Raw genomic sequence first — 26,383 nt, 5'->3', positions numbered from 1 at the left:
AAATCAGGTGCCGAGAATTTGCAGTGGCAAGCTAAGAAGTGCGTCGCCGGACTGAGCAAAGTACCATATGATACCGACCAACCCACTCACGAGTGCAACATACCAAATCGCCGCCACCACTTGACCATAACGATCTAGCGGTAATAGATGGCTTGCATGTCGATAGCGCCATTCCATCAGGATCTCCAGCATACCCATAATTAACAAAAAGCCGAGTAAGCTAAGCCCAAATGTGTAGCTGATGGCTATCCCTCCTAATGCAGCAAGAGAGCACAGCACTAAACCAGCAAGGCTATTCATAGAAAAGCTAATGCTTTTTAAAATATGACCGCCATCAAGGGGTAAAATAGGCAGCAGGTTAAATAAGTTTAAGAAGGCGTTAAATGCCGCTAAACCGGCGAAGAAGATCTCCCCAGTAACCCAATACACTAATAGTAAAATTAGTGAGAGAACAAAACCAAACATCGGTCCCATGATGGAGATAACCACATCTTGCCAACGCGTGTTGATTTTTTCATCGGATAACGCGAGACCACCAAGAAACGGCACTAGGTAGATACCTTTGGTTTTCATACCGAAATATTTCATTGCTTTAACGTGACCATATTCATGCACAACAAGACACGCAATAAGTGCTAAAGCAAACTGGAATGAAAACAGCCATGAATATGCAGCTAAACTTGCAGACGCAAGCACGACTTTTATCAGCTTGGCACTTTTAAGCATTTTCATGCCAAGTGAAAACAGACCAATTAAGCTAAAGCGGCGCTCGGGTTTTGGTGGATTAACCGGTGTTTGCTGCTCGATATCTTTACTGGTGCGTTCACCTTGTGCAATCACATCATGGTTGAGTTGCACTGAATATTTGAAATTGAACGGCTGCCAACTTAATGAAACATCCAGCTGACAATAAAGCGTTTCTTCTCCTCTTTGTAGCTGAAAGGTATGAGAGGTTTCTGCTCCTCGCTCAGCATCAGCAACCATTTGCGAAACGACTTGGTTGTCCCAGTACAATTCTTGCCAACCTGCTATGCTGCCTTCCAGCCTGAGAGGACGACCAAGAAAATCAATCGAAAGTAGCTCCACTTTTAACCTATTAATTTGCTATATAAATCCATTCGATTATGCCTCTTGGCACTAAAGAGGTAAAGCAAATGCGACCAAATGTTACATTGTAACTATAACTAAGTTATTGAGATGATGAGAAGTGTTGGATAAATAGGCAAAATAGACGGTGAAAAATGAGTTTACAGCGGTTAAACCTTTGCTTTACCGAATACCCCTTTTAATTAGTCGGATAAAGTGCATAATAGGCCCCGTTATTAATCCCGACTATATGTGAGTCCATTATGTCTATTGAAGCTACAATGCTACAACGTTGCGAATCTAAGTGTGAATTATGCGCTGCTGAAGCACCTCTTACTGCTTACGCGGTACCACCGCACAGCCACGTAACTGTGGATTACGGCATCATGGTATGTGACAAATGTCTGGGCGAAATCGAAGAACCAAAAGACATTAACCACTGGCGTTGTCTAAACGACAGCATGTGGAGTCAAGTTGTACCTGTTCAAGTAACTGCATGGCGCCAACTAACTCGTCTTAACAGCGAGAGCTGGGCACAAGATGCACTTGATATGATGTACATGGAAGAAGAAACGAAAAACTGGGCAATGATTGGTATGTCTTCTGACGACAAACCACTTGATTGCAACGGCGTTGAACTGAAAAAAGGTGACGACGTAACAGTAATTAAAGACCTTCCAATCAAAGGCTCTACTCAAGTAATCAAGCAAGGTACTGTGATCCGCGGTATCGGTCTTACTGATGATCCAACACACATCTCAGGTAAGGTTAACGGCGGTCAATCAATGTACGTTATCGCTGAGTACTGCCGTAAGAAGTAATTCTTAACGCACTAAAAAGAAGAAAAGCACCGGTTTGGTGCTTTTCTTTTATCTAGCGATCCACTTTTATCTAAGAAGCAATTTTCTCTATCACTTGTTTTAAATCATTGGTGCTTTCTTGCACCTGTGCGTTCATTTGATTGGTTTGCGTCATTAGTTCGTAAGAGTCGGTATATTTGATGTTAATCGATTGAATATTTTCATTAATTTCATCTGACACATGAACTTGTTCTTCTATCGCCACGGCAATCTGCTGATTTCGATCTACCACGTCTTGCACCAGCTCTTCCAACTGTTGAATACTCTCTTGAGCTTGAGTGATTGATTCAACTGTACTGCTCGACTTTTCATTGCCCTTTTTCAACGCATCTACCGCTGAGTTACTACCATGTTGAATGCTCTCAATCGCAGATTGAATTTCGGTGGTCGACTCCTGAGTTCGTTGTGCAAGTGTTCTAACTTCATCAGCAACCACGGCAAATCCTCGCCCCTGCTCTCCTGCTCGAGCTGCTTCTATTGCCGCATTTAACGCAAGTAAGTTGGTTTGCTCAGCAATGTCATTAATCACCTCAACAACCGACCCAATTTGATCGGTTTGCTGATTTAGGTCGGTTACAGTATCAGAAATCTCTTTTAGTTCGTTAACCAACTCCAAAACAGAAAGGTTTACATTATCGATGACAGCGCGGCTTTCGCACATGGTGTTTTGCGCTTTAAGAGTGGCGTCGGCAGTTGCTTGCGCGTTCTGCGAAATCTCAGCAGAGGCTGCTTGCATTTCATTGACCGACGTTGCGACAACGTCAATCTCTACCTTTTGTTCACTGAGGTTTTGTGTCACTTTCTCACTGTTGCTCGCTGCGTTATCCGCATTTTTACGAGTCTCATGGCATGAGTCCATTACAGATATCCCAACGCGTCCCAACAAGGCATTGGCATGTTGTTTACGCATCTTCATACCAAGCTCAACCTCAGCAAGATCGTTGACTCGCCCACAGTAGATGTGCTCCATTAGTGGGTTATTGAAATCTTTACGCGCATCTTGCGCAATTCGTTCAAGGGGACGAGTTAACGTATAGATCGCGGCAATCGATATAGCCGCCATGGTACCAACTGCAACGAGCGGACTTTGACCATAAGCGGTGAGTGTTGAAGCAACCCCCGCTCCTGCTGCAATCCAAAATGAACTACGCATCCACAAGCGTGTTCGCGGTAGCCAAAGCGCCAAAGGCTTTTTGTTGTCCCTCAGTTTGGCATAAGCTTTTTCTGCACGCTTGACATGAATTCGCTCAGGTTTAAAACGTACCGATTGAAACTCGACGATTTGCCCATTGTGCATAATTGGCGAAGCAAAGGCATCAACCCAATAATAACCACCGCCTTTGCGCTGGTTTTTTACCATCCCCATCCAATGGCGACCAGATTGGAGATGAGACCAGAGATCTTTGAACGCAGCTTTGGGCATATCTCTATGTCGGACAATGTTGTGAGGCTGCCCCTCAAGTTCACCATCTCTATAGCCAGCCACTTCGCTAAAATGGCTGCTTGCGTATTTTATATAGCTTGACGGGTCAGTGATTGAAATTAGGTTGTAATTTGCGGGATAGTCGTATTCCATTTCATTCATAGTCTGTATCCTTACCTAAACCAACATTATGCGCAACAATGTGCTTATATGAGTCAAAGTAATGATAGAGCAAGATTGGTGTTTTATGTGAACTAACCCGAATAAATCTATGGTTATTACATGTAACCGACTAATAAAACGAGATAAAAATTATAAAAAAAACGCCAGCTTTCGCTGACGTCTATCTTTTTCTGCACTTAATCTTAGCGATAAAGACCAATGTCTCTTTGCATATGACCTGAAAGTTCACTTGCGTAATGTGTGCGCGGTTCAGCGCGTTCAGTAAACAAGATGTCCATAAAGTGCATCAACAATCCTTTGATGTTAACCGAGTAGGTTTTTCTTTCCTTAGAGATAGGTGAAATAATGGTGTTAGCGTCAAGTACCTGTGCCATGTGCGCCTCTCTTAATAATTCGGATAACTTTAAATCTGAGAGAATTTTAACCACTTTTTTTAGGGCGAAATAATGACAATTCTTGAAATTTAAGATTAGATTTTCTTATGAAACAAAGCATTTACAATACGATGTTGGAATTATTCTTTACCATTGCATTATTTTGCTTATACGCTCATTTTATGCGCATAAATATCGATTAATAAAAAACGCCTCGCAGCATTTTAACGGTTTACTAACAAAGTAAATGTTATTACTACGAGGCGTCAATCACACTTCAACTCTATGAAGTAGCGCGCTTTTCTAAGCCGCTTCAGCTTGGCGACGTTGTTTCATCACAGAAGCGATTACTGCTACTGTCATTGTTATCAAAAGCACTAGTAATGATACAGGAGTTGGAATCGCCCACTCAGTACCAACCAATAGCATCTTGACACCAATAAACATCATGATGAAAGCTAGCGCAGGTTTTAGATAGATAAACTTATCCATCATACCTTGCAGTACAAAGTACAGTGAACGCAGACCCAATAGAGCAAACACGTTAGCTGCTAGTACCAAGAATGGTTCGCGGGTTACGGCGAAAATGGCAGGAATAGAGTCCAGAGCAAACATCACATCCATAAACGCGATAACACCAATAACGATCATCATAGGCGTTACGCAACGTTTGCCATTTTCAACCACAGTTAGCGCATTTTCACGGTAACCATCAGTTACAGTAGCAAACTTACGAATGATCTTTTCTGGCAATGGGTTAACTTCTTCCTCTTCGCCTTTATCGCGCGCAAGTTGAATACCCGTCCAAATTAGGAATGCTGCAAAGATGTACAGTACCCAGTGGTATTGAGCCAGCAATTGCGCACCAACTGCAATCATGATCGCACGAAGGATAAGCGCACCAATTACCCCCCACAACAGTGCACGAGGACGTAGGTGTTCTGGTACTGCATACTGAGTAAAGATAATTGCGAAGACAAATAGGTTATCGACGCTCAGTGACTTTTCAAGCAAATAACCTGTAACGAACGATACCGTAGCTTTTTCAGCACTGTAGCTGCTACCTGGAGCGTAGAAATCCCAGAAGAAGTAGATAGATGCTGCAAATACGAATGCTAGCGCAAACCAGAAAACACTCCAGATTGCTGCTTTACGGATGGTGATTTTACCGCCGCGAGTTTGCCAGATATCTAGCGCAACAAGCGTCAGTGTAAGAATGGCGAAGCCAATGTAAGTAGACGGGGTCATGCGTCCTCCCAATAATCGGAGGGATCTGGAATATAAAACAACGATCCCTACCGCAAACAAAAGACCTCCTTCCCTAGGAAAGAGAATTTGATTACGTTGGTCTCGTCGAAGCGCGAAGCGCTTATACTTACCGGAAAGGCTTGAAACCTAACGAGATGACGATAAGTAAACCAGAGGCGACTACTCCCCAAACGAGGCGGATTGTAAGGCTCAAACCGCGACTTTGCAACTGCAAAAAATGAAATGTGTGTTTAATATATTTGTCGATATGTTATGAACAATTTAATCATTGATGTGACAGGTTATTTTGCAAATATTGCGCACAAAGCTACCAGCAAAATAGATTCAGTGAGCAAAAAGGAGCACGTTGTGCTCCTTCTCATTACATACCACCATTGGGTATGACGTATACCATCGCTGCCCAAACGCTAATCCAGCTTACAACGACCGCAACATCGATCCAGTCTTTACTCCACATAACGACTCCCTATTCATCGGTTTAGGATCAAATGAATCAGAAAGTCTTAAGCAAAGAACATACCAACTGGTCAATTAATGACCTTTTGATACCCCGGTAACGCAGTTAGTGTTTAGCACTTCAGGCTTGTCTTGTAAGTAATCTATGAAACAGTCAGCCATTGAGTAATTGGTGACCTGTCCCTCGCCGTCCATATTAAGGATTGCTTCGTAGCCCTCTTTGCCTTTCATGGTGTAAGCCGAGGATGTGCCACAATAGCATGTTTCAGCGTCGACGGATTGCCATATACCATCAATCATGATGGCAAGTTGCTCTATTCGTTGACCTTGCGGAGCGAGAGCATTGTAATCAAATCGTAACCCAGCCACATAAGGGTATGAACCCGAACCGGTTCCCTCAACACCATTATTGGTTGCATTATTGATTGCCCCTTCGAGAATTTCGGCAATGTATTTCCCTTTAATTTGGTAGACGCCAATCGGCACCAAAAACGGCAACACTTTTCCGGCGATATCAGCAACTGAAATAGCGCCTTGGTTGATCGAGTTTCTCACGCCACCAGCATTGTGAATGGCAAACTGTGCAGTATACCCCTGTTTTCGCATCATATGACGGAACGAGTCAGCGACCAACGGTGCGATGTCACTGCCGCCTTTTTCATCAGGGATGCGCACATGGCGCAACTTTCGTTCGGTTGACGCGATGTAGGTTTGTTGTAGCTCGCTAACACGCGATTGGTAACGCTCTTTAAGGATCAGTTTTATCGTTGGATCTTTACGGCACACCACCACGTTCGGATGTTCATCGACTTGTTTTTTAAGCTGTAGATAGTCATCTTCGTGCCAAGAGTTATTGCGGCTAGTATCGACAAACAGTCTTCGCCCAATAAGTAGCTCATTCTTACCTTTAAAATGAGTCACTCGACCGAACTCATCAAACTCGATTTGGGAATGGCCAAGCGCTAATGCGTGAAAACCCGCTTGTACAACGTGCGTATCTTTTACTTTCACGCCATATACATCGTTTTTACCTAAGCCAAGGTCAGAAAAATCACCTTGTAGAACATGGCTATGACCGCCAACAATCAGAGAAATGCCTTCGACATGATTCGCTAAATCTAAATCAGCCTCATAGCCCATATGGCTAAGCAAGATAATTTTATTGATCCCTGCTTTGCGGATCTGAGTGACGGTATTGTTAGCTGTTTCAATGCAATTGACAAATGGTGTATCTGAATCCGGGTTTGAGATATCCGCCATTTTATCCAGCGCTAAGGAAAACACCGCTACAGGTTCTTCCTCCACGTGTTTTACTATCCACTGCGCTGATTTGGTGCTCGGCTTGTAGCTGTAAACATTGGGATTTCCACTCAGAACCATTGGCTTGTCACTTGACTCGTTGGAAAGATCCCAATTACCTGCCAATAGAGGAAAATCGATACGGTTAGCAAACTCAGCAACCGGTAGGTTACCCATGTCTAGCTCATGGTTACCGACCGCCATAGCGTCTAAATTAAGTTGATTGAGTAAGGTGGAATTGGCTTCGCCTTTAAACAGCGAGTAGTAAAGCGTGCCCTGAAAACAATCGCCGGCATGCAAAAACAAGAAACCTTGCTTATTTACTAATGCTTGATGGCGCAACTGCTCTACTCTGGTTTTAATGCGTGCAAATCCGCCTGCACTTACAAATGGAGACGACTCTTTACCGTTATACGCAATATTGAGTTGCAGAGACGTTGGTTCGAAGTAGGAATGTGTGTCATTAATGTGAGCCACCGTCAGTTTTATGGCTCGACTTTTTATCATTGTCATATCTCATCTCACTTTACAGCGCCATGCTAACGCATTCTTTATGACAAGTTGATTACTTTTTTGAGTTAAATTTGTGGCAATCGAGATATGTGAGCTAAGCTCATGCTTATATTGAGTTTTTCTTTTATGCTTAAACACATAGGTTTAAAAAATTACGAGTTACAACGAGGGTTTCAAAGTTCCACTGGCTCAGGTGAGCCGCAAACAGATATCCCGCTTTGTATACTAGTAATAAACAACAAATAAAGGTGAAACTATGCTGTTAGAGCGAATTGAAATTGCTGGTTTTCGCGGCATTAAGCGCCTGTCTATTTCGTTTGAACAATTGACGGCTTTAATCGGTGAGAATACTTGGGGTAAATCGTCATTGCTTGATACGCTGTCTGTCGCCCTTCCCCCGGACGGTGAGCCGTACCAGTTTAAATTGACAGATTTCCACGTTGATTATTCTGTCTCACATCCACAAACTCAAGATTTGCAGATCGTTATTAGCTTTTTGGCTAACGATACTAAAGAGGTAAATTCACGTCGTTACCGTCGTATAAAACCGGTCTGGGTTACTGACAGTGAAGACAATCACCGCATTTACTATCGTCTAAGCGCCAGTCGAGATGGGCATGAGATTGAAACCCATTATGACTTTCTAAATGCCGACGGCGATCCTCTTGCACTGCACCACTGTGAAAAAATTGCCCAAGAGCTTATGTCACTGCATCCAGTCATTCGTCTCAAGGACTCTCGCCGCTTTGAGCGTCCCCCAGAATCCAATGGCACTAGCGTTAATGAAAGAATTGAAAAGCGTATTAACAATACTTGTCGCCGATTGATGGCAATTCCAGGGCACGTTAATAAAGGTGAAATGCGTAGTAGCTTAAAATCGATGGGAATGTTGGTTGACCACTATTTTTCATTTAAGTCTAACGCGCGTATCGAGCATAAAAAACCGCACAGTGGCATCTTCTATGCGGGTAAATCCGATTCGATATCAATCACTGAATACGTTGAAAAGTCCAATAACAAGCAGACACGTTTATTGTTACTTGGGCTGCTGAATGCCTATTTACAAGCGAAAGGTCCAAACCGTCTACGTAGAGGTGCGCGCCCAATATTAATTATTGAAGATCCTGAAGGTCGCTTGCATCCTACGCAATTAGCTCGAGCTTGGGGCTTGCTGCAAATGCTACCTATGCAGAAAATTCTGACTACCAATAGTGGTTCCTTGCTGTCCCAGCTTCCTGTCCACTGTATTCGTCGTCTTGTGCGCCAATCAGATAAAACTATCTGCACCAGCCTTTCCACTCAAGGGTTATCTCGAGACGAACTGAGACGAGTGGGTTTTCATATTCGTTTCCATCGCTCGGGTGCGTTATTCGCACGTTGCTGGCTATTAGTGGAAGGAGAGACCGAGGTTTGGCTGTTTAATGAGTTAGCCAATCAATGCGGATACAATTTAGCGGCTGAAGGTGTGCAAATTATTGAGTTTGCACAGTCGGGGCTTAAATCGTTATTAAAAGTGGCGAAAGCCTTTGGAATCGATTGGCATGTGGTGACTGATGGTGATCCTGCCGGTAAAAAATATGCAGCAACGGTTAAAGCTCGCCTTGGGCATGACCAAGAACGTCACCGCTTAACAGAACTGCCTGATAAAGACGTTGAACACTTCCTTTATAACAATGGCTTTGAACCATTTTTCCGTGAGTTGGTAAAGATCCCGCTTGATCACCCTATTCCTGCCAAGAAGGTGGTGAATAAAGTGCTGAAAAAGTACGCCAAGCCAGACCTTGCACTCGCGATAGTTTCTCATTGTGAAGATAAAGGTATGGAATGTATCCCATTGCTTCTGCGTTGGACGTTAAAGCGTGTGGTAACGATGGCAAACGGCAACACATAATGGTGTGTTGCCGTCGTTTTGGTCAAAATTTCTGATAGACGAAATCAAAGTGTTTAATGGCGACTTTGCGCTGCTGCTGAGGTTGAATCTTCTGCTTGTTCGCATTTGCTGTGTAGCCAAAGTCCCGTACTCTTCATAACATAACCAAATAGACCGCCTAATATCAGTGAAGGTATCACGATTTGCCAGTTTCCATCGGCAGCAAAGGTGGCACACGAACCTATGAACGTCCCTGGGATAAATGCCAACCAGGCGTTCTTAGCTTGCAGACACATAAAGAGAGTGATCAATCCTGTCAGTCCGTAAGCAAGTATGTCCATATCGATGAAACTGCCACCTTCGATAATCATCATCGCCCAAAATACACCACTTATATTGGTGATAAGGCTTATCAATAATCCTTTAATGCCTTCAAATGGCGCGGCAAAGAAACTGGTACATCCTAAAAATCCTGCCCATGCGAGTAGACCAAAACTGACTGCAACCCACCCCCATACGGCGGATAAAATGGCAGTAGTAATTGAAATTGCGACGAGCACGCTCATAGGAAACCTCAGTGGCTTTTAAACAGATTGGCACACTATAGAGGCTAGAACGCAAATAATCTTGACGAATATCACATTTAATGTGTATCAAAACTATACTCTTACAGTGTTTTGTTAGCGCAATCGATAACCCACTAATTAAAGCAAACGAAAAAGCCCAAGTGACTGTGAGCACTTGGGCTTATATAACTTACGCAAAAAATTAGCTTAAAAAACGGATTTGCCTTTCATCATGCGCAGCCCTTCTCGCTTGATACATTCAACTAGAGGGTTTTCAATCATATCAGCCCGCCAAACAAAAGAGAGCGTCCTTTCCATGTTGAGTTCTGGAACATTGAGTGCAACCAATGCCCCACTTTCTATATAGCGCTCAACATCAAGATAAGGTAAACAAGTCAAATACTGACCATTGGACACCATTCGACGCAATACCGGGACGTGCTCGTATTCGCGCCAAACATCCAAGTCTTCGACCAGATGATGAATCGAACTATCAAAGATCATCCGAGTCCCAGAGCCGTGCTCACGCAATACCCAACGAGCTTGTTCCAGTTGTGAAAGCGAGACACGTTCTGATTTGGCAAATGGATGATGGGCAGACGCTACAACTGTTAAATGGTCACGACACCAAACTTCTTGGTGTAAACGGTTGTCGTCGCAACGTCCCTCGATAATACCGATATCGTATTTGTAGTCGATTAGCCCCTGCAAAACGTTATCGGTACTCTGCACGCTTAGCTTGATACGTAATTCTGGAAAGTCATTATCAATTCTACTGATAAGATCTGGAATCAAATGTTCGGCAGGAGTTTGGCTCGCCCCGACATTGAGTTCACCACTTAATAAGTGTTGTTCAATAAAGCCTAATTCAATTTGCTGTGCGTCTTGTAACAGACGTTTTGCCTTCGGTCTAAGCCAATTACCCCAATGAGTGAGAGCCATCTGCTTACCTTGCCTCTCAAATAAGGGTCTACCAAGCATTTTTTCTAGCTGAGCTAACGACATGCTCGTCGCTGATTGAGTTAGCGCAAGTTTGTCTGCAGCCATGCTTACACTTCCAGTGTCTGCTACTGCATCAAAGACTGCCAACTGCTTGAGTGAATAACGCATAACACTCCTTTTCGTTATAACGTTAATGGGTTGGTTCTGATGTGCGATACGCGATTGTGCACGAAATTCATTCTACTTGGATTTTTGGCGTTATCAAATTTTCTGATGAGATTTCTAAACATTATCAATTTTACCTGTAGGAATTTCGAGCTTAGTCTGAAATGGCGATGCAGAGATAGGCACGCAAAAATCATAAGGAGGTAAAAAATGAAATTCATGACTAGGAGCGCGTATGTCATCTAACCACGCGAACAATCAATGTTTTTCCCCAGTTGAGATGATGGCTGAAGCTGAAAAGTTTGCCTTGAGTAAAGCCAAAAAAAATACCGGAATGACATTGAGCTTAGCCATTATGGCGGGTGCATTTATCGGGCTGGCATTCTTGTTCTATATCACAGTGACAACCGGGGCGACACAATCTGGATGGGGACTTAGCCGCTTAGCAGGCGGACTAGCATTCAGTATGGGTTTGATACTGATCGTCATCTGTGGGGGTGAACTCTTTACCAGTTCAGTCTTGTCGAGTATTTCGTGGGCAAACCGCCAAATCAGTTTTGGCAAAATGCTCTCTATTTGGGGGAAGGTTTATGTAGGTAACTTTATTGGAGCCATGATCTTACTGGTTATCGTGTCTGCGGCTGGCTTATATCAGATGGACCATGGTCAATGGGGACTCAATGCGCTCAATATTGCCCAACATAAGCTTCATCATACAACGGTGCAAGCCTTCGCTCTTGGTGTGCTGTGTAACCTACTTGTTTGTTTAGCCATTTGGCTCACATTCAGCAGCGCGAATGCGATGACTAAAGCCGCGATGACCATTATGCCAGTTGCGATGTTTGTCTCCAGTGGCTTTGAACACTGTGTCGCAAATATGTTTATGGTGCCACTTGGCATTGTTATTCAAAACTTTGCGCCTGAAACGTTTTGGTCCATGACTGGCACAACAGCAGCGCAATATGCAGATCTAAATATTATTCAGTTTGTTACAGCAAACTTAATCCCGGTAACGCTAGGCAATATTGTTGGTGGTGCTGTGCTTGTCGGGTTGGCGAATTGGTGTATCTACCGTCGACCACAACTTAAAGCAGCCAACATTTCAACAATTACAACTACCGCGAATATTGCGTCAGTTAAGGAGAACACTATGAACAGCAACATCATCGTTAAAAACATTATGAACACTCAACCTGTAACTCTTAGCGCAGAAATGACGACTCCGAAAGCGATTGAGCATCTTCTGTCTCATCGTGAAGCAAGCGCTCCGGTAACGGATGTACAAGGTCGTTTAGTTGGTTTCTTTTCAGTACACGATGTGATGGTTGATTTATGGTGCCAAGACTACATTCCAAGCCAAGGTCAAAAGGTGGTTGATATTATGTCTCGCGACGTGGTTGCGATTGACGTCAACGACAAATTGGTCGATGTGGCTGAGTATCTATGTATCGACAAAGAGCAGTTATATCCGACAACTTCAATGGGCATCGCTACTCGCTTCTCTACTTTATCTTTGGAAGAGCGTGCCAAGAGTATTAAAGTCAACAAACCACATGTGCTACCAGTGCTTGAAAATGGGCAAATGGTCGGAGTCATCAACCGTCTTGATGTACTTGACGCGCTGCGCACAATCTACGGTAAACCAACTGAAGTAACCGAAGCACAGCAGATTTCTGCATAAGTACAACGCTAAAACTAAAAAGCGCCCTTTCGTTACTCTAAAAGTAGCGGGGCGCTTTTTTATTTCATTAGTCAAACAGCTTGATCAGACAAGGCTATTTTTTGATCCCTTCAACATGCAACTCCATATCCACGTAGCTAGAGTCACCCATTACTGGAATATTAAAATCTGCCAGTTCTAATCGTGTCGTACCGACAAAGCCAGCGCGCTCACCACCCCAAGGGTCTTGTCCTTGACCAATCACTTCAGCATTGATTGTGATTGGTTTAGTGACACCATGTAAAGCTAGGTCTCCAACAAGGTCAAATGAACCATCACCTTTATCCACTACTTTGCTACTGGTAAAGGTCGCGGTCTTAAACTTACCTGCGTCGATAAAATCAGAGCTGCGTATGTGTTTGTCTCGCTCAGCATGGTTTGAATCTAAACTTGTGGTATCAACATTAACAGTAATGCTTGAGGCTTCGATATTGGCTGGATCGTAAGAAAACTGACCATCGAACGTGTTAAAGCGACCTTTGATAAAACTGTACCCCAAATGGCTTACTTTAAAGTTAATTGAAGCGTGCGCACCCTTGGTATCAATTACATAATCCGCTGCGCTTGCTCCTAAAGGTGCAAACATCGCCAAAGTCAGTCCTGTGGCAAGCAATGCTTTTTTCATTTTGAAACTCCTATCATTTTGCGTAGCGTGTTGTCTTTATCTATTACATGGTGTTTGATTGCGGCAAGGGCATGGACAGATGCCATGATAATCAGTGCCCATGCAGCGTAAAAATGAATTTCTCCTGAGATATCAGCCTGATTTTCAAACAGAGCACCCAAGGCGGGGATCGTGAATAAGCTAAACACATCTATTCCGCGACCATCCTCGGTTGAGATTAAGTAACCAGAGATAAATAAGGTGAACAAAACCAAATACATCATGCCGTGAACGGCTTTGGCTGCCAGTTTTTCGATTGCCTTGCCTTCGACCTTTGGTGACGCTGTCACCACTTTCCAGGTAAGACGAAATAGCGTCAATGCAGCGAATAAAATACCAATTGACTTGTGCCAATGGGGAGCTGTGCGATACCACTCACTGTAATAGGACAAATCCACCATCCACAATCCGACGGCAAACATTGTAATAACGACAATAGCCGATACCCAATGAAGCGCTCTCGCGATCAAATTGTAGTTCTTTACCTCTTGTTGCATGGTCCCTTTTCCCTAAACGTGCTGTCTCATCGAGTTAACACAGTATTAACCAACATTAACATGGTTAAAATCTTTCTCTTTTGATTAAGTTGTTCAAAATTTCTGAATGGTGCTATCGACTGCAATTGGATTAGAAATTTGTCGTTAACAGCTACGAGACTATGTGACTTAAATTCAATCTTGAGCAGAAATCACGAACGACATAGGGTTAAAGCTTAAAATGTCCAACGAATTTAACACTCTACGTGGTAACCTCTAGCTCTTATTGCAAACGGATTTGAGGGAAATATCTTGTTATTGGACGTGCTCATTCAGAGTGTTAATGAGTTTCAAGCAGACTGCATGGCTTTGTGTGAGAAGCATTACCCAACCATTCATAACCGTGGCATGAGTGAACATCATCTAGCAATGGCGTTTTCGCGTCGCTTAGCACGTACCTTGACTGAGTTTGGACACACTTGCGATTACTCTCCACTTGAAACCCACCCAATCAGTGAACAAGCAAGCCACTTTCGAGTTTCATCCGATGCAGGAACGGTATGGATTCTTACCTCCCACTTGTTAAGTGCGGGTAGCACTTGCCGCAATAAACTGTTTAAAACAATTCAGCACTGGCAAGCAGAGTATGACTATGCGATTCAACCAAATGATTTGCTGCTACTGCTTTCAGATCATTGGATTACACGTAGTAAGCAAAGTCGTGAGTTAATTCATTGGTGGACAGGTTTTTTGCCTGATGATGTCGAAACTTATCGTTCACAAGGGGTGAGTTTATATACCAGTGACTCACAACTGTCGCTCTCATTAGAGCAACGTTTTGCCATCACGCCCTACTACACCAAGGTAACGCACCCGCTAAAACGAGCGTCCGATCAACAGCTCGTGCGCAAATACGTCCAACTCTATTCCGTGGTACAACTCAGTTAGCTTGTCATCTTTTTTTCACTTGGTGTGTAGATAATGTCAGGTAACGCTTTATAACTACATAACATCGGTGAAAAAACTCAAACGTTATCAATACGAACGCTACGCTGTTTTGTGTAGCCTCGCCTATCAAAAAGTGTTTAAACAAACACGTTATGGATTTGCTCCAAATGGTCAGCGAGTTATCGCTAATCGTTTTGGTAAAACCATGATGCGAGTGCTGTGGAGTAATGACAGCGACGAAGTGATTGTCGTTATTAAGGGGTCACACAACATTGCCGATTGGCTGCTTAATTTGCGCATATGGCAGGTACGCGGCTTGAAACACCTCGATTATCCCTTTCATGCTGGCTACGCTTATCAACTCCAGCAAAATAGCCCAGCTATCCATAAAAAGGACGAGTATCACTCTTCTGTATACCAACGCTTAATTAGCATTCTTACCCCTCTTATTTTGCAAGGTAAACGTGTAAGCTTTACGGGGCACTCTTGCGGTGGAGCTATTGGCACAGTGCTGGCTGATGCGATTGAAAGGCAGTTTCCCAAATCAATTAAGCGCGTTGTTACCTTTGGTCAGCCTGCGATAGGTGGTAAAGCTTTTCGTAACTGTTATTTACTCCATCATAGAACCTATCGTATATGCTGCGACCTTGATATTGTCACCTTTCTTCCACCTATACCGTACTTCTACCAACATGTGGGTAAAATGCTCTGGCTATACAATGGTCGTATTTATGAGAATACACCAACTGTATTAAGATTAGTTCAGTCACTTGGTTCATGGTTACTACGCCCTTTCTCATACCATTTAATGAGAAAATACATTCGCAATAAAGACTTCTTTGACGAAAGATAAGTTACAAATTTTGAAAATTAACGCTGAGTCAATGTATTGCACGCCATTAATTGGCATAAATTGTAACTTTGGTCAGAAAGTCATGTTTAACAGAATTAACAATGAGAGTTCTCGAGGCTCAACACTTTATTCGTTGACAAAAAAATGTCGAAAGCAATAACATGTTGAACGTTTATGCAACACGCGACACGACTTAGAGGCGAAATGGACTATGCTTTTATCTAGTCAAAATCAGTTTCAAAAGCTCGTTAAATGTAACGATGACAAGGAGTATGTCGCTCAGTATAAAGACTTAAGTCTTAAGAGCGTGTATCAGCCTATCTTTGATATCAATACACAAGTGATTGGTGTCGAGGCACTGGTGAGAATCACCGACTCATCTGATAACGCCATACGCCCTGATCTCTATTTTGGCGCGGAAGATATCTGCCTTGAAGACAAGATCAATGTTGAACGCCTAAGCCGAGTGATTCATATCCGTAACTTTGCTTACTCTACCTACCGCAACAAACAGTTATTTCTTAACGTTCTCCCCTCTGCCGGCGAATTTTTTGCCATCGAAGATATGCGTTTTAGTCTGCTGAACAAACGTCTCAAAGCGCTCAATCTAAAGCCTAGTCAAATCGTGATGGAAGTAGTTGAACTTAACGCTCGTGATGAAAGCAGTTTAACTAAAGCAATGAATAGATTGTCCGCAGGTGGATTCAAAATTGCCGTCGATGATTTCGGCACTAAAGCATCAAATCGAGCGCGAGTTGAACAAATTCGCCCCGACATCCTAAAAATCGATCGTTCACTGCTACTAGACTATATGGATGGTTCACCCCAAGAACTGACCAGTGGTTTGGTTCTGGCAAAAAAGATTGGCGCTAAAGTTGTTGTTGAAGGTATTGAAACAAAAGAACAATTTGAGGCTATGCGTGAACTTAACATCGATTTTTATCAAGGTTATTTTCTTGCTACTCCACAATCAATAGAATTGATTAAATTTGATTCAGTTGATGCTCTTTAGTTAACTAATCTTGGTTAATAGCATCTAAAGAGCTGCATAACTACCATACAAATCACTATTTTATCTAAATATTTCACTTTATTGTTTTAGATCATGAGTAGTACAACTTTTACTCGTGCCACAAATCATTTTTCTGTAGATTCCAATACACACTTTGACACAGTTTGTCATATTTTTAATTATCTACAGAGGTTATTTATGCTGGAGCTTCTAATTGGATTAGTTGTCACCGTTGCGGTCGGCTATTTTATTGTCAAGGGATACAAACCTGCCGGCGTTCTTCTCACTGCCGGTATTACTTTGCTGATTTTGACCGGTATCCTTGGTCACACTATCCTACCGAGCAAAATTGCATCAACTGGCAACATGATCACTGACTCACTTGAGTACGTGAAATTTATGCTACAAAACCGCGGTGGCGGTTTAGGTATGCAGATCATGCTATTGTGTGGTTTTGCTCATTACATGACTCATATTGGCGCTAACAATGTGGTTGTTAAACAGTTTTCTAAACCATTATCAGTCATCAAATCTCCTTACGCACTGCTTGTTGCTGCGTACATCGTAGCGTGTTTAATGTCTCTTGCTGTGAGTTCTGCAACGGGTCTAGGCGTGCTCTTAATGGCAACACTATTCCCAATGATGACCGCGATGGGTATTTCTCGTCCTGCGGCTGTTGCTGTGTGTGCATCACCTGCAGCAATCATTCTTTCGCCAACATCAGGTGACGTAGTTATTGCTGCTGAAAAATCAGGTATGGCACTTGATGTGTTTGCGGTGCAAACTGTATTGCCAGTATCGATTGCCGCTATTGCAGTTATGTCTGTTGCAGCGTATTTCTGGAATAAATACCTAGATAAGAAAGATAATACGCCAATGGAGCGTGTAGACGTTTCGCATATTGAAGTGAAAGCACCAGCGTATTACTGCATTTTGCCATTCTTGCCAATTATCGGTGTTTTCTTGTTCAACGGTCGTACTATCCCTGGTCTTTCACTCGATATCTATACCATTGTTGTACTGTCTATTTTTGTTGGTGCTTTGGTTGATTACGCAACTAAGCGTTTTGACGGTAAAGCGACGCTGGTTGACTTAGAAGCGTGTTATGAAGGCATGGCAGATGCATTTAAAGGCGTTGTGATGCTGTTGGTTGCAGCTGGTGTGTTTGCTCAAGGTCTGATGTCGATTGGCGCGATTGATAACTTGCTTCACCTAGCAGAGACAGCTGGTGCTGGCGGTATTGCATTGATGCTAATCCTCACAGGTCTAACCGTTGCAGCGGCTATCGCAACCGGCTCTGGTAATGCCCCATTCTACGCCTTTGTTGAATTGGCACCTGCATTAGCAGCGAAAATGGGTCTAAGTCCTGCATTCTTAATTATCCCTATGCTTCAGGCATCAAATTTAGGTCGCACTATTTCGCCAGTATCAGGCGTGGTTGTGGCAACGTCTGGTATGGGTAAAATCAGCCCATTTGAAGTGGTGAAACGTACTTCAGTGCCTGTGCTGGGTGGTCTAATTACCGTGATCCTAGGTACGCTATTACTCGTTCCTATGTACGCTTAAGCACAACAATTTAGACTAAGGCGCCTTCTGGCGCCTTTTTTGATCGCGCAGCGTGACAAATCTGTGAATCAAGCTGGTAAGGTGGTCACAGACACTTTACCCCAATTTAGATTACTGTATGGTTTGTTAATATTGCTACTTGCTAAAGGATTAACCGATGAGCAAACCAAGCATCACCTTGAACTGCGATATGGGTGAAAGCTACGGACCTTGGGTGATGGGAAATGACACCCAAGTAATGCCCTTAATTGATATGGCAAACGTCGCCTGTGGCTTTCATGCCTCCGACCCCAAAACCATGGCCGACACGATAAAACTCGCTATTAAACATGATGTTAAAATTGGCGCTCATCCAAGCTACCCCGACCTATTGGGATTCGGGCGGCGCACCATAGCAATGAACAGCGAAGAATTAACCTACAGCTTAATCTATCAAGTTGGTGCCCTTAAGGCGATGTGTGAAAGTTTCAATACCCAACTGCACTATATCAAACCACATGGCGCGCTTTACAACGATATGGTTAAAGATTTAACCATCTTCGAATCTGTCGTAGACGCCGCTTCTTGTTTTGGCGTCCCGCTAATGATGCTTGCGCATCCCGATAACCAACCTTACCTAGATATCGCTGATCGCTACGAAGTTCCACTACTTTTTGAAGCCTTTGCCGATCGCGCTTATTTGGCAAATGGCATGCTGGCGCCAAGAAGCCAAGCGGGTTCTGTGCTGACCGATTCTGATTCCGTCATCAATCAGGTTGAGCAGCTCATCCAATTTGGACAAGTAGAAACGCTTGATGGCAGCATTATTAGCATTGACGCCGATACGCTATGTGTACATGGCGATAACCCACAAGCGTTAGTCATTCTGCATGACTTACGTGAACTGCTGTGAGGTAACAATGAGCAAGAAAATTGACGTTTCATCCGTGTCAGAATGCGCGTTATTGGTTCGTTTTAAAGATGTTGAACCGGATCTCTTGCCATTACTTATTGGTGAAATGACACAACTGCTATATAGCCGTGGGCACTATTTCATAATGAATATCACGCCCGCAATTGACTCTTTGTTGATTGACTATTTGCCCCATCGAATCACTGACATGGATTTGCATCGGGTTCTTTGCGAGTGTCTCGATAGTGTTGATCTGCAAGAGTTGCAGCTGACGAACGCCTCACTAGTCAAACTTCCTGTGTATTACGATAAGGAAGTTGCGCCTGACATAGAGCGCTACCTATCCAAAGGGATAAGTTTAGAGCAACTCGTGGATCTTCACAGCCGAATCACTTATACAGTTACTGCCATAGGTTTTGCGCCCGGCTTTGCTTTTATGGATAACGTAGCCAAAGAGCTGCAAATGCCGCGCCTAAGCACTCCTCGCCTGCTTGTACCCAAAGGAAGCGTCGCTATTGCCGACCATCGAACTGCAGTCTACCCTGACGATTCGCCGGGCGGTTGGAATATCATAGGTAACTGTCCAATTGAACTCTACCAACCCAACTTACAGCCTATGATCCCATTCAAAATTGGCAGCAAAGTACAATTCTATCCAATCAAACGGGAAGAGTTTCTTAAGCTTGGGGGCAGCGTTAAAGGAGAGTTTCTATGACTCAATCGGGTTTGAAGGTATTAAAACCAGGTCCCTTGAGCCTAGTTCAAGACCTAGGGCGTTTTGGCCAAGCGCACAATGGTATCACCCAAGGTGGTCCACTCGATGAATACGCTTACAGCTGGGCAAATTGCATCCTAGGCAACCATGTTAATCTACCTTGTATCGAAATCACGCTCGGACAAACTGAATTCGAAATATGCTCCAAAGGTGCCTTTGCTATCTGCGGTGCTGACTTGAAAGCCACTCTAGATGATAAACCACTGACTAACTGGTCTTCTTTTATCGCCAATCAAGGGCAAATACTGCGCTTTTCACTGCCTAAAAATGGCTTGCGTTGCTATTTGGCAGTTCAAGGTGGGTTCACTGTCACCCCGCAACTTGGCAGTTGCGCAAGCGTCGAGCGCGATAAGCTTGGCGGACTCACACAAGGACAACCTCTCCAAGAAGGTGACCGACTCGATTATCCACCGCTGTCAGCTAATCAGTACTTTGAAACCAAACAACTGAGTTTTCGTTTTCAGCCTGACTACGACTTGCCCATTACTTTGCGCGTTATCGAAGGGTATCAGCGCCAATCACTCAGTCGTGAGGCGATAAATTGGTTTTATGACACAGAATTTGAGGTGAGTAAGAATATCAATCGCATGGGTTACCGACTACAAGGCAGCGTCTTCAATATACCGGATATTGAAATGCAAAGTGAAGGCATCGCCTTGGGCGCGATTCAATTACCTCCAGATGGACAGCCTATCGTGTTATTTAGCGATCGACAAACTATTGGGGGTTATCCAAAGATTGGCTGCGTCTCACGAATAGACCTGCCTCGCTTAGCTCAAGCCAAGCCCGGACAGAAAGTCCGTTTTGTAAAAGGTAGTCAACGAGAACTACAACAAGATTGGATTGCATGGGCAAACTACTTTGGTTATTAAAGTAACAGCATAACCGCCTAACTCTCATCTCAAACTGCAACGCACAAGAAAAAGCCAGCTTATTTGCTGGCTTTAAGTCAATTCAGTAACCGTAGACTTCGGCTAACTCTTGTGGGTAACCCCTTTGCTTGGCGAGTAATTTGGCTTTTGCCACAACTTGTTCTTCTGTCAACGAAAGTACGTGTGGATGAGCGTCTTCAACACTTAAGTCGACGTTAGAAGCTAAATGCCAGTGCTCGGCGATCTTCTTCACAGCTTCAAGGGCAGAAGAACCTTTTACCACCTCGACCCTTGCATAGTGCTGACCTGCAAATGATACATCAGCCGCCCTCAGTGTTTCGTCTTTGCCGGGGATCTGCTGCGCACCAAAAAGTGGCGTACCGAACTCGACAGCACTGTCGTAACTAGGAACAAAACGGCTCATATGTTTAATCGCTTTGTTACTACGCTCAATACGCGCGCTCTCGCTCCACCCCGTAGTGATCTTATGCTCTAAACGTGATGGCAATTTAGGTTGCGAGGAGACGCTACTGTTGCAGACCAAACCGTCATCAAACAAGGTGATATCTTTTGTCATACCATGCAATTGGAATACTGAATTGGCATAAGGCGTCAATTGCGCCATACCATTCTCAGTTCCACGTGGTCCGTGGAAAATAACTTCCGGCCATTGCTGCGTGTTAGATTGCCATTTCGTCACATACGCAGCTTTAAACTCAACCATTCGAACTCGAGGTGCCTGAGCTAAGTCATCGACAATCCCTGTTTCAAAGCCACAAGCATTGATGACATAGTCATAACTCTGCTCGACCTTTGTCACCTCTCCAGCCTGATGCTGTTCTAAACAGAGGTGCCATTGATCATCAGCCCAATTCATATTCACCAAGCGAGTGTTAACGCGCACATGACATTGCGGCGAGTTTTCAAGCACCAGCATCGCTGATGCAGCGATACGGAAAACACTCCAGCCATATTCATTCACAGCGACAACTGGGTATTTAATGCTATCTAGATCTGCATGTTGGGCAAATGGAATTACCCACTCGTCATACGATTCAGGTTTTAGTGGCTGTTTGTGATGCTTAAGTGCAACAAGTTCTGCTTTGCTATAGAGCTTAAAATATTGCTCTGGTTGCCCAAGAACACAATTACGTGGATCTTGATCAACCAGTTGCTGATAGGCTGAACGGATCTGTTCAAGACGTGGTAAAAGTGCCTCTGGATCGCCACCATCACTGTTTGGTACCACAATCAAGGTTGGGCGTCGGTTAAGCGTGTGTGGATAAAGACGAACAGACTCGATTGACTGGTGTAATAAGTCTAAGCATTGCTCAACAGAGATCTCTCGATATAGATTACCACCAGCATGAAGATGGCAAATCGGTGGACCGCTAACTAAGCTATCCTTTTTCTCTATCAGATCAACCTTTATACCCAACTCTGCTAAATGCAGTGCTGCGGTAGCACCAGCGATCCCACCACCTACCACAGCGACTCTAGTGCTCGATGTTTGATCAATATTTTGGGTCATTTGTATGCGTAATTCATTATTTCTAACGACATTTTAATGTCTTTGGGCTGTTAAGAAAATCACATTTTTTACAAGGCGATTTCGACTTATTTTCATCATAAAAAAACACAAAAAAAGCTTGACGCATTTTCAATAGATTTCCAAAAATCTATCTGTGTGCATAATAACTTTGCGCAAAACGCGGTTTTTATTGGCTTAGCGCGTTTGCGCAATAAAATGCGCTTTAAGTTATCCCAAACTTTATCCACAAGTTCTGTGGGTAAGTGAATAATTTAGCGTACACGATATTAGCTAAAGTCTTTATTTACAGGCATTAACAAGCGTTTTATTAAACTGTTCACAACGACAGCAAGTGTGCAAAAAGCCAGTAGTGGTAACAAGATCCACAGTGGATAATGCAAGCGACTTTCTAAATCAAATCCAACACTCATGATCGCGCCGACCACCATTTCAGCACCAATTACCGCAATCGCGCCAGCCACAATCGCCATCACGCCATATTCGGCCCAGATGGTGCGCACAACGCGTTTTCTACTCGCCCCTAATGTGCGATAAAGTTGAATCTCACTTTGTCTCTGACCTAAGCTCAAACGCAGCAGAGTAAAGATAAGTACCGCACCAGCAACCACGCTCAGGGCGGCTAATAATGTAACTGCCCAAACGATTTGTTTGATCAGCTCCTGTATCTTCGCTCCCATCACGCGAATATCCATCAAGCTAACCGTGGGATGTTGGCGTGATAAATCGTTTAACAACTGGTCATGTTGCTTATCAATGCGAAAACTTACCAAATACGTTGCCGGGATCTGGGCCAAAACATCAGGTGTAAAGATAAAGTAGAAGTTTGGCTTCATATCTCGCCACTCAACGTGGCGGATCGAATCAACGCGAGCAGTCACTTCTTGGCTATTGATGACAAAACTCAGCGAGTCTCCCACCTCGATTGCCAAATCTTCAGCCACCTCTTTTTCTACCGAGACGCCTCCTGAGCTTTGCCAGTCACCAGAGAGTAATTCGTTGTGGGCTGGAATAGCATCAGCGAAGGTGAAGTTAATTTCGCGCCGCAAGGCATCATTATCGTTACCTCCTTGAGAATAAACTTTTGCCTCTTGTCCGTTGATCGTTGCGACACGCCCCCGAATAATTGGATAAGCATCGCTACGCTCGATACCTGCGTTATCTAACTGAGCTAGATACGCTTCGTGTTCATAAGGTGAAATATTTAGAGCAAAGGCATTAGGCGCATCTGCAGGGAGTGTTCGTTGCCAATCTGACAAAAGGTCGGTTCTTACCAGCCACATAACCGCGAGTAACATTAACGAGAGTGCTAAAGCACCAAATTGCACCGCGGTGGCAACCGAAGAACGATTGATACGACTTAATGCCAGTTTAAACTCAGTTGAAAGCGGCAGCTTTGCCATAACGCGCGTCGTAATAACGCTGACAACGCCAAGAACAACAAATAGTACCAACATGCCTAAAAGAACTAACCAAACCAACACATTGCCACTGTATACCCAAAGCATTGGCAATATAGGCACGAGGACTAGCGCATAGGATGTAAAGTTTCGTTTGCCTAATTGCGGCTGCATCACATTGACGGCACTGACGTTCAGCAGGTGAATAAATGGGATCCCTAAAGCGGGAATGGCAATCAGCAAACTGGTACCTATCGCAATGATTGCTGGCATAACTCCGTATGACGGTAATGGACTCGGCAGTAAATCGACCAAGGGAATTCGCAGAAGATACTCTAAACCAACGCCAACCAGACTACCCACGACCGAAGCTATCAAAAACAAAATAGCGATTTGAATCGCTAACCAGCGAACGAGCCATGTTTTACTAGCGCCAAGACTTTTAAGCATCGCGATGGTTTTCTGTCTTGTGGTCAAGTAGTGCTGACAAGTAAGAACCAGAGTAGTTGCTGCCATGATGACGACAATCGCAACGGTAAGAGATAGATACTGTTGCGTGCGTTGGAACATCTCATTGGTACGACTGGCACTATTTTGATCGCGCCAAGAATCGCTTGGTGTCAGTTCTACGCTATCCTTGAGTGCTTCGATTTGCTGCTCGCTGCCGTTAATGTACAAGTTGTAACGCACTCGACTGCCTAACTGCACTGCCCCGGTCTTCTCTAAATCACCGCTGTGGATATAAGCTGAAGGCATTTGCTGAAATGGATTAAAACTCAATCCTGGTTCTTCAACAATTTTGCCTGAAACAACAAAGTCAGCATCGCCAATCGTGACAGGGTCACCCTGCTTAACCTTCAGTTGGTTAAATAACCTCTCATCAAGCCAGAGCTGATTCGGCTCAACCGATGTTAACTGCTGGTCATCGCGCAAAAGCTTTAGTTGCCCTTGCAGCGGGTAATTACTCGGTACAGCTTTAACCGTAATAAGCTTCATCTCAGAATCACTAAACGCCATGGTTGCAAAACGAACCATGGTAGAAGTATCAAGCTTTTGTGTGCTGATGCTATTAAGTAGTGTTTGAGGAATAGGATTTGATGAAGTGTAAACACTGTCTGCTGTTAACGCTTCTTTGCCCTGTTTAACGATTACCTGTTCCATGCGTTCGGTCAGCGCAGTTAAGGCAAAAATAGACGCAATGATCAGGGTAAGAGCGACTGAGACCGGCCAAAGTTGACCATGGCGGATCTCCCCTAAGCTCCAATTGAACAAATAGCGGTTGAGCGCTGTTTTACTGATCCTTGCCATTATTGTTCCTCCACTTGACCTGCATGGATGGTCAAGGTTCGGTCGCACTTAGAAGCTAACGACATATCATGAGTAACAAGAACCAGTGTGGTACCGTGTTTTTTGTTGAGTTCAAACAAAAGCTCAATCACTTTTGAAGCAGTCTTCTGGTCAAGATTCCCTGTCGGCTCATCGGCAAAAAGAATCTTAGGTTCAATCATAAACGCACGAGCAAGCGCGACACGCTGCTGTTCACCACCTGATAATTGTGCAGGAGAATGATGTAATCTGTGTCCAAGTCCAACGGAATCCAAAAGTTGCTTAGCGCGCTCAACGTTTTCACTCTCTCCTTTTAATAGACAAGGCAAGGTAACGTTATCTAATGCTGACAAACTTGGGATCAATAAAAAGCTCTGAAAAACAAATCCAACGGATTCACTACGGATTTTGGCGCGTGCTTCATCATCGAGCTTAGACAACTCATTGCCGAGCAGCATTACATCACCTTCAGTGGGGGTATCTAAACCCGCCAGTAACGTCATTAAGGTTGACTTGCCAGCACCAGAGGTGCCAACGATCGCGACACTTTCTCCTGCCTCGATCTCGAGGTTTATTCCTTTTAGGATTGTTAATTTTTCTTGATTGGTGGAAACTGTCTTAAATAGAGACGTTGCTTTAATTACGGATGTTTGCATGATACGACTTCTTCCCTTACTACTCGCCTTGTTTATTGTTAATCCTGCTTCTGCAACAAAGTTACTTGTCCTTGGAGACAGCTTAAGTGCAGGCTATCAAATGCCGATTGAAAAAGCTTGGCCTAGTTTATTACCAAATGTGATGGCTGATAACGGTAAGCCTATCACGGTCATTAATGGCAGTATTTCCGGTGATACTACCGGCAACGGCTTGGCTCGTTTACCACAATTGCTCTCAGAACATAACCCAACTTGGGTACTGATTGAACTTGGCGCCAATGATGGACTACGCGGTTTTCCGCCCAACGTTATCGAAAGCAATTTGAGCACTATCATTAACCAAATCAAAGCTGCAAACGCCACGCCTTTTTTAATGCAAATCCATGTGTTACCAAACTATGGTAAGCGTTACACGCAAGCCTTTTCTGCTGTCTACCCTAAAGTAGCCGATCAGCACAACGTGGCATTAGTGCCTTTTATGCTCGAACCCATCATGCGCGACAACCCTGAATGGATGATGTCTGATGGGCTCCATCCAACACCGGACGCACAGCCTTGGATAGCAGAATTTGTTTCTAAACAGTTAATTAATCACCTCTAATTGCCATAGCTCAATAAAATTTACTTAGGTTTACGTTAAGTTAGTTCTTTGACCTGTTGGTTTTGGA

The 26,383-nt window shown here is 43.8% G+C and carries 23 protein-coding genes; 11 read left to right on the top strand and 12 right to left on the bottom strand.

Annotated features, from left to right (window positions below; genetic code table 11):
• Positions 1-3 precede the first annotated feature (3 nt).
• Complete coding sequence (locus tag DPF93_RS02820; RefSeq protein ID WP_208638750.1) at positions 4-1,086, bottom strand: site-2 protease family protein; 1,083 nt, start codon at positions 1,084-1,086, stop codon at positions 4-6.
• Between the two features lie 263 nt (positions 1,087-1,349).
• Here DPF93_RS02820 and DPF93_RS02815 point away from each other — a divergent pair, with 263 nt between their 5' ends.
• Positions 1,350-1,907: a PhnA domain-containing protein gene (locus DPF93_RS02815; protein WP_075652627.1), complete on the top strand. Its 558-nt coding sequence runs from the start codon at positions 1,350-1,352 to the stop codon at positions 1,905-1,907.
• Between the two features lie 70 nt (positions 1,908-1,977).
• Here DPF93_RS02815 and DPF93_RS02810 read toward each other — a convergent pair whose 3' ends face one another.
• From DPF93_RS02810 to DPF93_RS02795, 4 genes are all read right to left on the bottom strand, one after another.
• The gene (locus DPF93_RS02810; RefSeq protein ID WP_114764703.1) at positions 1,978-3,531 is read right to left on the bottom strand and encodes a methyl-accepting chemotaxis protein; all 1,554 of its coding nucleotides are present in this window, start codon (positions 3,529-3,531) and stop codon (positions 1,978-1,980) included.
• Between the two features lie 203 nt (positions 3,532-3,734).
• A complete protein-coding gene (locus DPF93_RS02805) occupies positions 3,735-3,926 on the bottom strand; it encodes a hypothetical protein (protein WP_114764702.1) in 192 nt (63 codons plus the stop codon).
• Positions 3,927-4,229: 303 nt separating this feature from the next.
• On the bottom strand, positions 4,230-5,174 hold the full coding sequence (locus tag DPF93_RS02800; RefSeq protein ID WP_114764701.1) for a TerC/Alx family metal homeostasis membrane protein: 945 nt from the start codon (positions 5,172-5,174) through the stop codon (positions 4,230-4,232).
• Positions 5,175-5,726: 552 nt separating this feature from the next.
• Positions 5,727-7,463, bottom strand: coding sequence for a bifunctional metallophosphatase/5'-nucleotidase (locus tag DPF93_RS02795; RefSeq protein ID WP_114764700.1), 1,737 nt, complete (start codon positions 7,461-7,463; stop codon positions 5,727-5,729).
• A gap of 256 nt (positions 7,464-7,719) precedes the next feature.
• On the opposite strand from DPF93_RS02795, the gene DPF93_RS02790 reads away from it, so the two are divergent.
• Complete coding sequence (locus DPF93_RS02790) at positions 7,720-9,354, top strand: ATP-dependent endonuclease (protein ID WP_114764699.1); 1,635 nt, start codon at positions 7,720-7,722, stop codon at positions 9,352-9,354.
• Between the two features lie 53 nt (positions 9,355-9,407).
• On the opposite strand, the gene DPF93_RS02785 is transcribed toward DPF93_RS02790, so the two are convergent.
• Positions 9,408-9,899: a DUF1097 domain-containing protein gene (locus DPF93_RS02785; protein ID WP_114764698.1), complete on the bottom strand. Its 492-nt coding sequence runs from the start codon at positions 9,897-9,899 to the stop codon at positions 9,408-9,410.
• Between the two features lie 207 nt (positions 9,900-10,106).
• Positions 10,107-11,009, bottom strand: coding sequence for a LysR substrate-binding domain-containing protein (locus DPF93_RS02780; RefSeq protein WP_114764697.1), 903 nt, complete (start codon positions 11,007-11,009; stop codon positions 10,107-10,109).
• Between the two features lie 232 nt (positions 11,010-11,241).
• On the opposite strand from DPF93_RS02780, the gene focA reads away from it, so the two are divergent.
• Positions 11,242-12,687, top strand: a complete 1,446-nt coding sequence (gene focA / locus DPF93_RS02775) for a formate transporter FocA (RefSeq protein ID WP_114764696.1) — start codon at positions 11,242-11,244, stop codon at positions 12,685-12,687.
• 94 nt (positions 12,688-12,781) lie between these two features.
• On the opposite strand, the gene DPF93_RS02770 is transcribed toward focA, so the two are convergent.
• Together DPF93_RS02770 and DPF93_RS02765 are read right to left on the bottom strand one after the other, a co-directional pair.
• Positions 12,782-13,351: a YceI family protein gene (locus tag DPF93_RS02770; protein WP_114764695.1), complete on the bottom strand. Its 570-nt coding sequence runs from the start codon at positions 13,349-13,351 to the stop codon at positions 12,782-12,784.
• Positions 13,348-13,887: a cytochrome b gene (locus tag DPF93_RS02765; protein WP_114764694.1), complete on the bottom strand. Its 540-nt coding sequence runs from the start codon at positions 13,885-13,887 to the stop codon at positions 13,348-13,350. The genes DPF93_RS02770 and DPF93_RS02765 overlap by 4 nt, the downstream gene beginning before the upstream one ends.
• Before the next feature lie 291 nt (positions 13,888-14,178).
• Here DPF93_RS02765 and DPF93_RS02760 point away from each other — a divergent pair, with 291 nt between their 5' ends.
• The 7 genes from DPF93_RS02760 (at position 14,179) to DPF93_RS02730 (ending at position 20,784) form a co-directional block, all read left to right on the top strand.
• Positions 14,179-14,814, top strand: a complete 636-nt coding sequence (locus DPF93_RS02760) for a hypothetical protein (RefSeq protein WP_114764693.1) — start codon at positions 14,179-14,181, stop codon at positions 14,812-14,814.
• A gap of 67 nt (positions 14,815-14,881) precedes the next feature.
• Complete coding sequence (locus DPF93_RS02755) at positions 14,882-15,667, top strand: lipase family protein (RefSeq protein ID WP_114764692.1); 786 nt, start codon at positions 14,882-14,884, stop codon at positions 15,665-15,667.
• 211 nt (positions 15,668-15,878) lie between these two features.
• A complete protein-coding gene (locus DPF93_RS02750; protein ID WP_114764691.1) occupies positions 15,879-16,679 on the top strand; it encodes an EAL domain-containing protein in 801 nt (266 codons plus the stop codon).
• A 198-nt stretch (positions 16,680-16,877) separates the two neighbouring features.
• Positions 16,878-18,245: an anaerobic C4-dicarboxylate transporter DcuC gene (gene dcuC, locus DPF93_RS02745; protein ID WP_114764690.1), complete on the top strand. Its 1,368-nt coding sequence runs from the start codon at positions 16,878-16,880 to the stop codon at positions 18,243-18,245.
• Between the two features lie 157 nt (positions 18,246-18,402).
• Entirely contained in the window at positions 18,403-19,137 is a 735-nt protein-coding gene (locus DPF93_RS02740) for a 5-oxoprolinase subunit PxpA (protein ID WP_114764689.1), read from the top strand.
• Positions 19,138-19,144: 7 nt separating this feature from the next.
• Positions 19,145-19,852 carry a 5-oxoprolinase subunit B family protein gene (locus DPF93_RS02735; protein WP_164675297.1) on the top strand — a complete coding sequence of 236 codons (708 nt, stop codon included), beginning with the start codon at positions 19,145-19,147 and terminating at the stop codon, positions 19,850-19,852.
• Positions 19,849-20,784, top strand: coding sequence for a 5-oxoprolinase subunit C family protein (locus DPF93_RS02730; RefSeq protein WP_114764687.1), 936 nt, complete (start codon positions 19,849-19,851; stop codon positions 20,782-20,784). The genes DPF93_RS02735 and DPF93_RS02730 overlap by 4 nt, the downstream gene beginning before the upstream one ends.
• Before the next feature lie 82 nt (positions 20,785-20,866).
• On the opposite strand, the gene DPF93_RS02725 is transcribed toward DPF93_RS02730, so the two are convergent.
• From DPF93_RS02725 to DPF93_RS02715, 3 genes are all read right to left on the bottom strand, one after another.
• Positions 20,867-22,315, bottom strand: coding sequence for an FAD-dependent oxidoreductase (locus DPF93_RS02725; RefSeq protein ID WP_114764686.1), 1,449 nt, complete (start codon positions 22,313-22,315; stop codon positions 20,867-20,869).
• 287 nt (positions 22,316-22,602) lie between these two features.
• The gene (locus DPF93_RS02720) at positions 22,603-25,041 is read right to left on the bottom strand and encodes an ABC transporter permease (protein ID WP_114764685.1); all 2,439 of its coding nucleotides are present in this window, start codon (positions 25,039-25,041) and stop codon (positions 22,603-22,605) included.
• On the bottom strand, positions 25,041-25,715 hold the full coding sequence (locus tag DPF93_RS02715; RefSeq protein ID WP_114764684.1) for an ABC transporter ATP-binding protein: 675 nt from the start codon (positions 25,713-25,715) through the stop codon (positions 25,041-25,043). Before DPF93_RS02715 ends, DPF93_RS02720 begins: the two co-directional genes overlap by 1 nt.
• Between DPF93_RS02715 and DPF93_RS02710 the strand changes: the two genes are divergently transcribed.
• The gene (locus DPF93_RS02710) at positions 25,714-26,316 is read left to right on the top strand and encodes an arylesterase (RefSeq protein ID WP_114764683.1); all 603 of its coding nucleotides are present in this window, start codon (positions 25,714-25,716) and stop codon (positions 26,314-26,316) included. The genes DPF93_RS02715 and DPF93_RS02710 overlap by 2 nt on opposite strands.
• Positions 26,317-26,383 lie beyond the last annotated feature (67 nt).

The organism is Vibrio rhodolitus, from assembly GCF_003350325.1.
Taxonomy (GTDB): Bacteria; Pseudomonadota; Gammaproteobacteria; order Enterobacterales; family Vibrionaceae; genus Vibrio; species Vibrio rhodolitus.
The sequence above is the reverse complement of the archived record's forward strand: the minus strand, read 5'-3'. Positions and strand labels throughout refer to the sequence as shown.

Bases quoted from the DNA above. Each gene is read 5' to 3' on its own strand.
- DPF93_RS02750 (WP_114764691.1), top strand. From the start codon at position 15,879: ATGCTTTTATCTAGTCAAAATCAGTTTCAAAAGCTCGTTAAATGTAAC.
- DPF93_RS02725 (WP_114764686.1), bottom strand. From the start codon at position 22,315: ATGACCCAAAATATTGATCAAACATCGAGCACTAGAGTCGCTGTGGTA.
- DPF93_RS02740 (WP_114764689.1), top strand. From the start codon at position 18,403: ATGAGCAAACCAAGCATCACCTTGAACTGCGATATGGGTGAAAGCTAC.
- DPF93_RS02735 (WP_164675297.1), top strand. From the start codon at position 19,145: ATGAGCAAGAAAATTGACGTTTCATCCGTGTCAGAATGCGCGTTATTG.
- DPF93_RS02715 (WP_114764684.1), bottom strand. From the start codon at position 25,715: ATGCAAACATCCGTAATTAAAGCAACGTCTCTATTTAAGACAGTTTCC.
- DPF93_RS02770 (WP_114764695.1), bottom strand. From the start codon at position 13,351: ATGAAAAAAGCATTGCTTGCCACAGGACTGACTTTGGCGATGTTTGCA.
- DPF93_RS02790 (WP_114764699.1), top strand. From the start codon at position 7,720: ATGCTGTTAGAGCGAATTGAAATTGCTGGTTTTCGCGGCATTAAGCGC.
- DPF93_RS02795 (WP_114764700.1), bottom strand. From the start codon at position 7,463: ATGACAATGATAAAAAGTCGAGCCATAAAACTGACGGTGGCTCACATT.
- DPF93_RS02815 (WP_075652627.1), top strand. From the start codon at position 1,350: ATGTCTATTGAAGCTACAATGCTACAACGTTGCGAATCTAAGTGTGAA.
- DPF93_RS02805 (WP_114764702.1), bottom strand. From the start codon at position 3,926: ATGGCACAGGTACTTGACGCTAACACCATTATTTCACCTATCTCTAAG.
- DPF93_RS02730 (WP_114764687.1), top strand. From the start codon at position 19,849: ATGACTCAATCGGGTTTGAAGGTATTAAAACCAGGTCCCTTGAGCCTA.
- DPF93_RS02710 (WP_114764683.1), top strand. From the start codon at position 25,714: ATGATACGACTTCTTCCCTTACTACTCGCCTTGTTTATTGTTAATCCT.
- DPF93_RS02780 (WP_114764697.1), bottom strand. From the start codon at position 11,009: ATGCGTTATTCACTCAAGCAGTTGGCAGTCTTTGATGCAGTAGCAGAC.
- DPF93_RS02785 (WP_114764698.1), bottom strand. From the start codon at position 9,899: ATGAGCGTGCTCGTCGCAATTTCAATTACTACTGCCATTTTATCCGCC.
- DPF93_RS02720 (WP_114764685.1), bottom strand. From the start codon at position 25,041: ATGGCAAGGATCAGTAAAACAGCGCTCAACCGCTATTTGTTCAATTGG.
- DPF93_RS02765 (WP_114764694.1), bottom strand. From the start codon at position 13,887: ATGCAACAAGAGGTAAAGAACTACAATTTGATCGCGAGAGCGCTTCAT.
- focA (WP_114764696.1), top strand. From the start codon at position 11,242: ATGTCATCTAACCACGCGAACAATCAATGTTTTTCCCCAGTTGAGATG.
- DPF93_RS02800 (WP_114764701.1), bottom strand. From the start codon at position 5,174: ATGACCCCGTCTACTTACATTGGCTTCGCCATTCTTACACTGACGCTT.
- dcuC (WP_114764690.1), top strand. From the start codon at position 16,878: ATGCTGGAGCTTCTAATTGGATTAGTTGTCACCGTTGCGGTCGGCTAT.
- DPF93_RS02810 (WP_114764703.1), bottom strand. From the start codon at position 3,531: ATGAATGAAATGGAATACGACTATCCCGCAAATTACAACCTAATTTCA.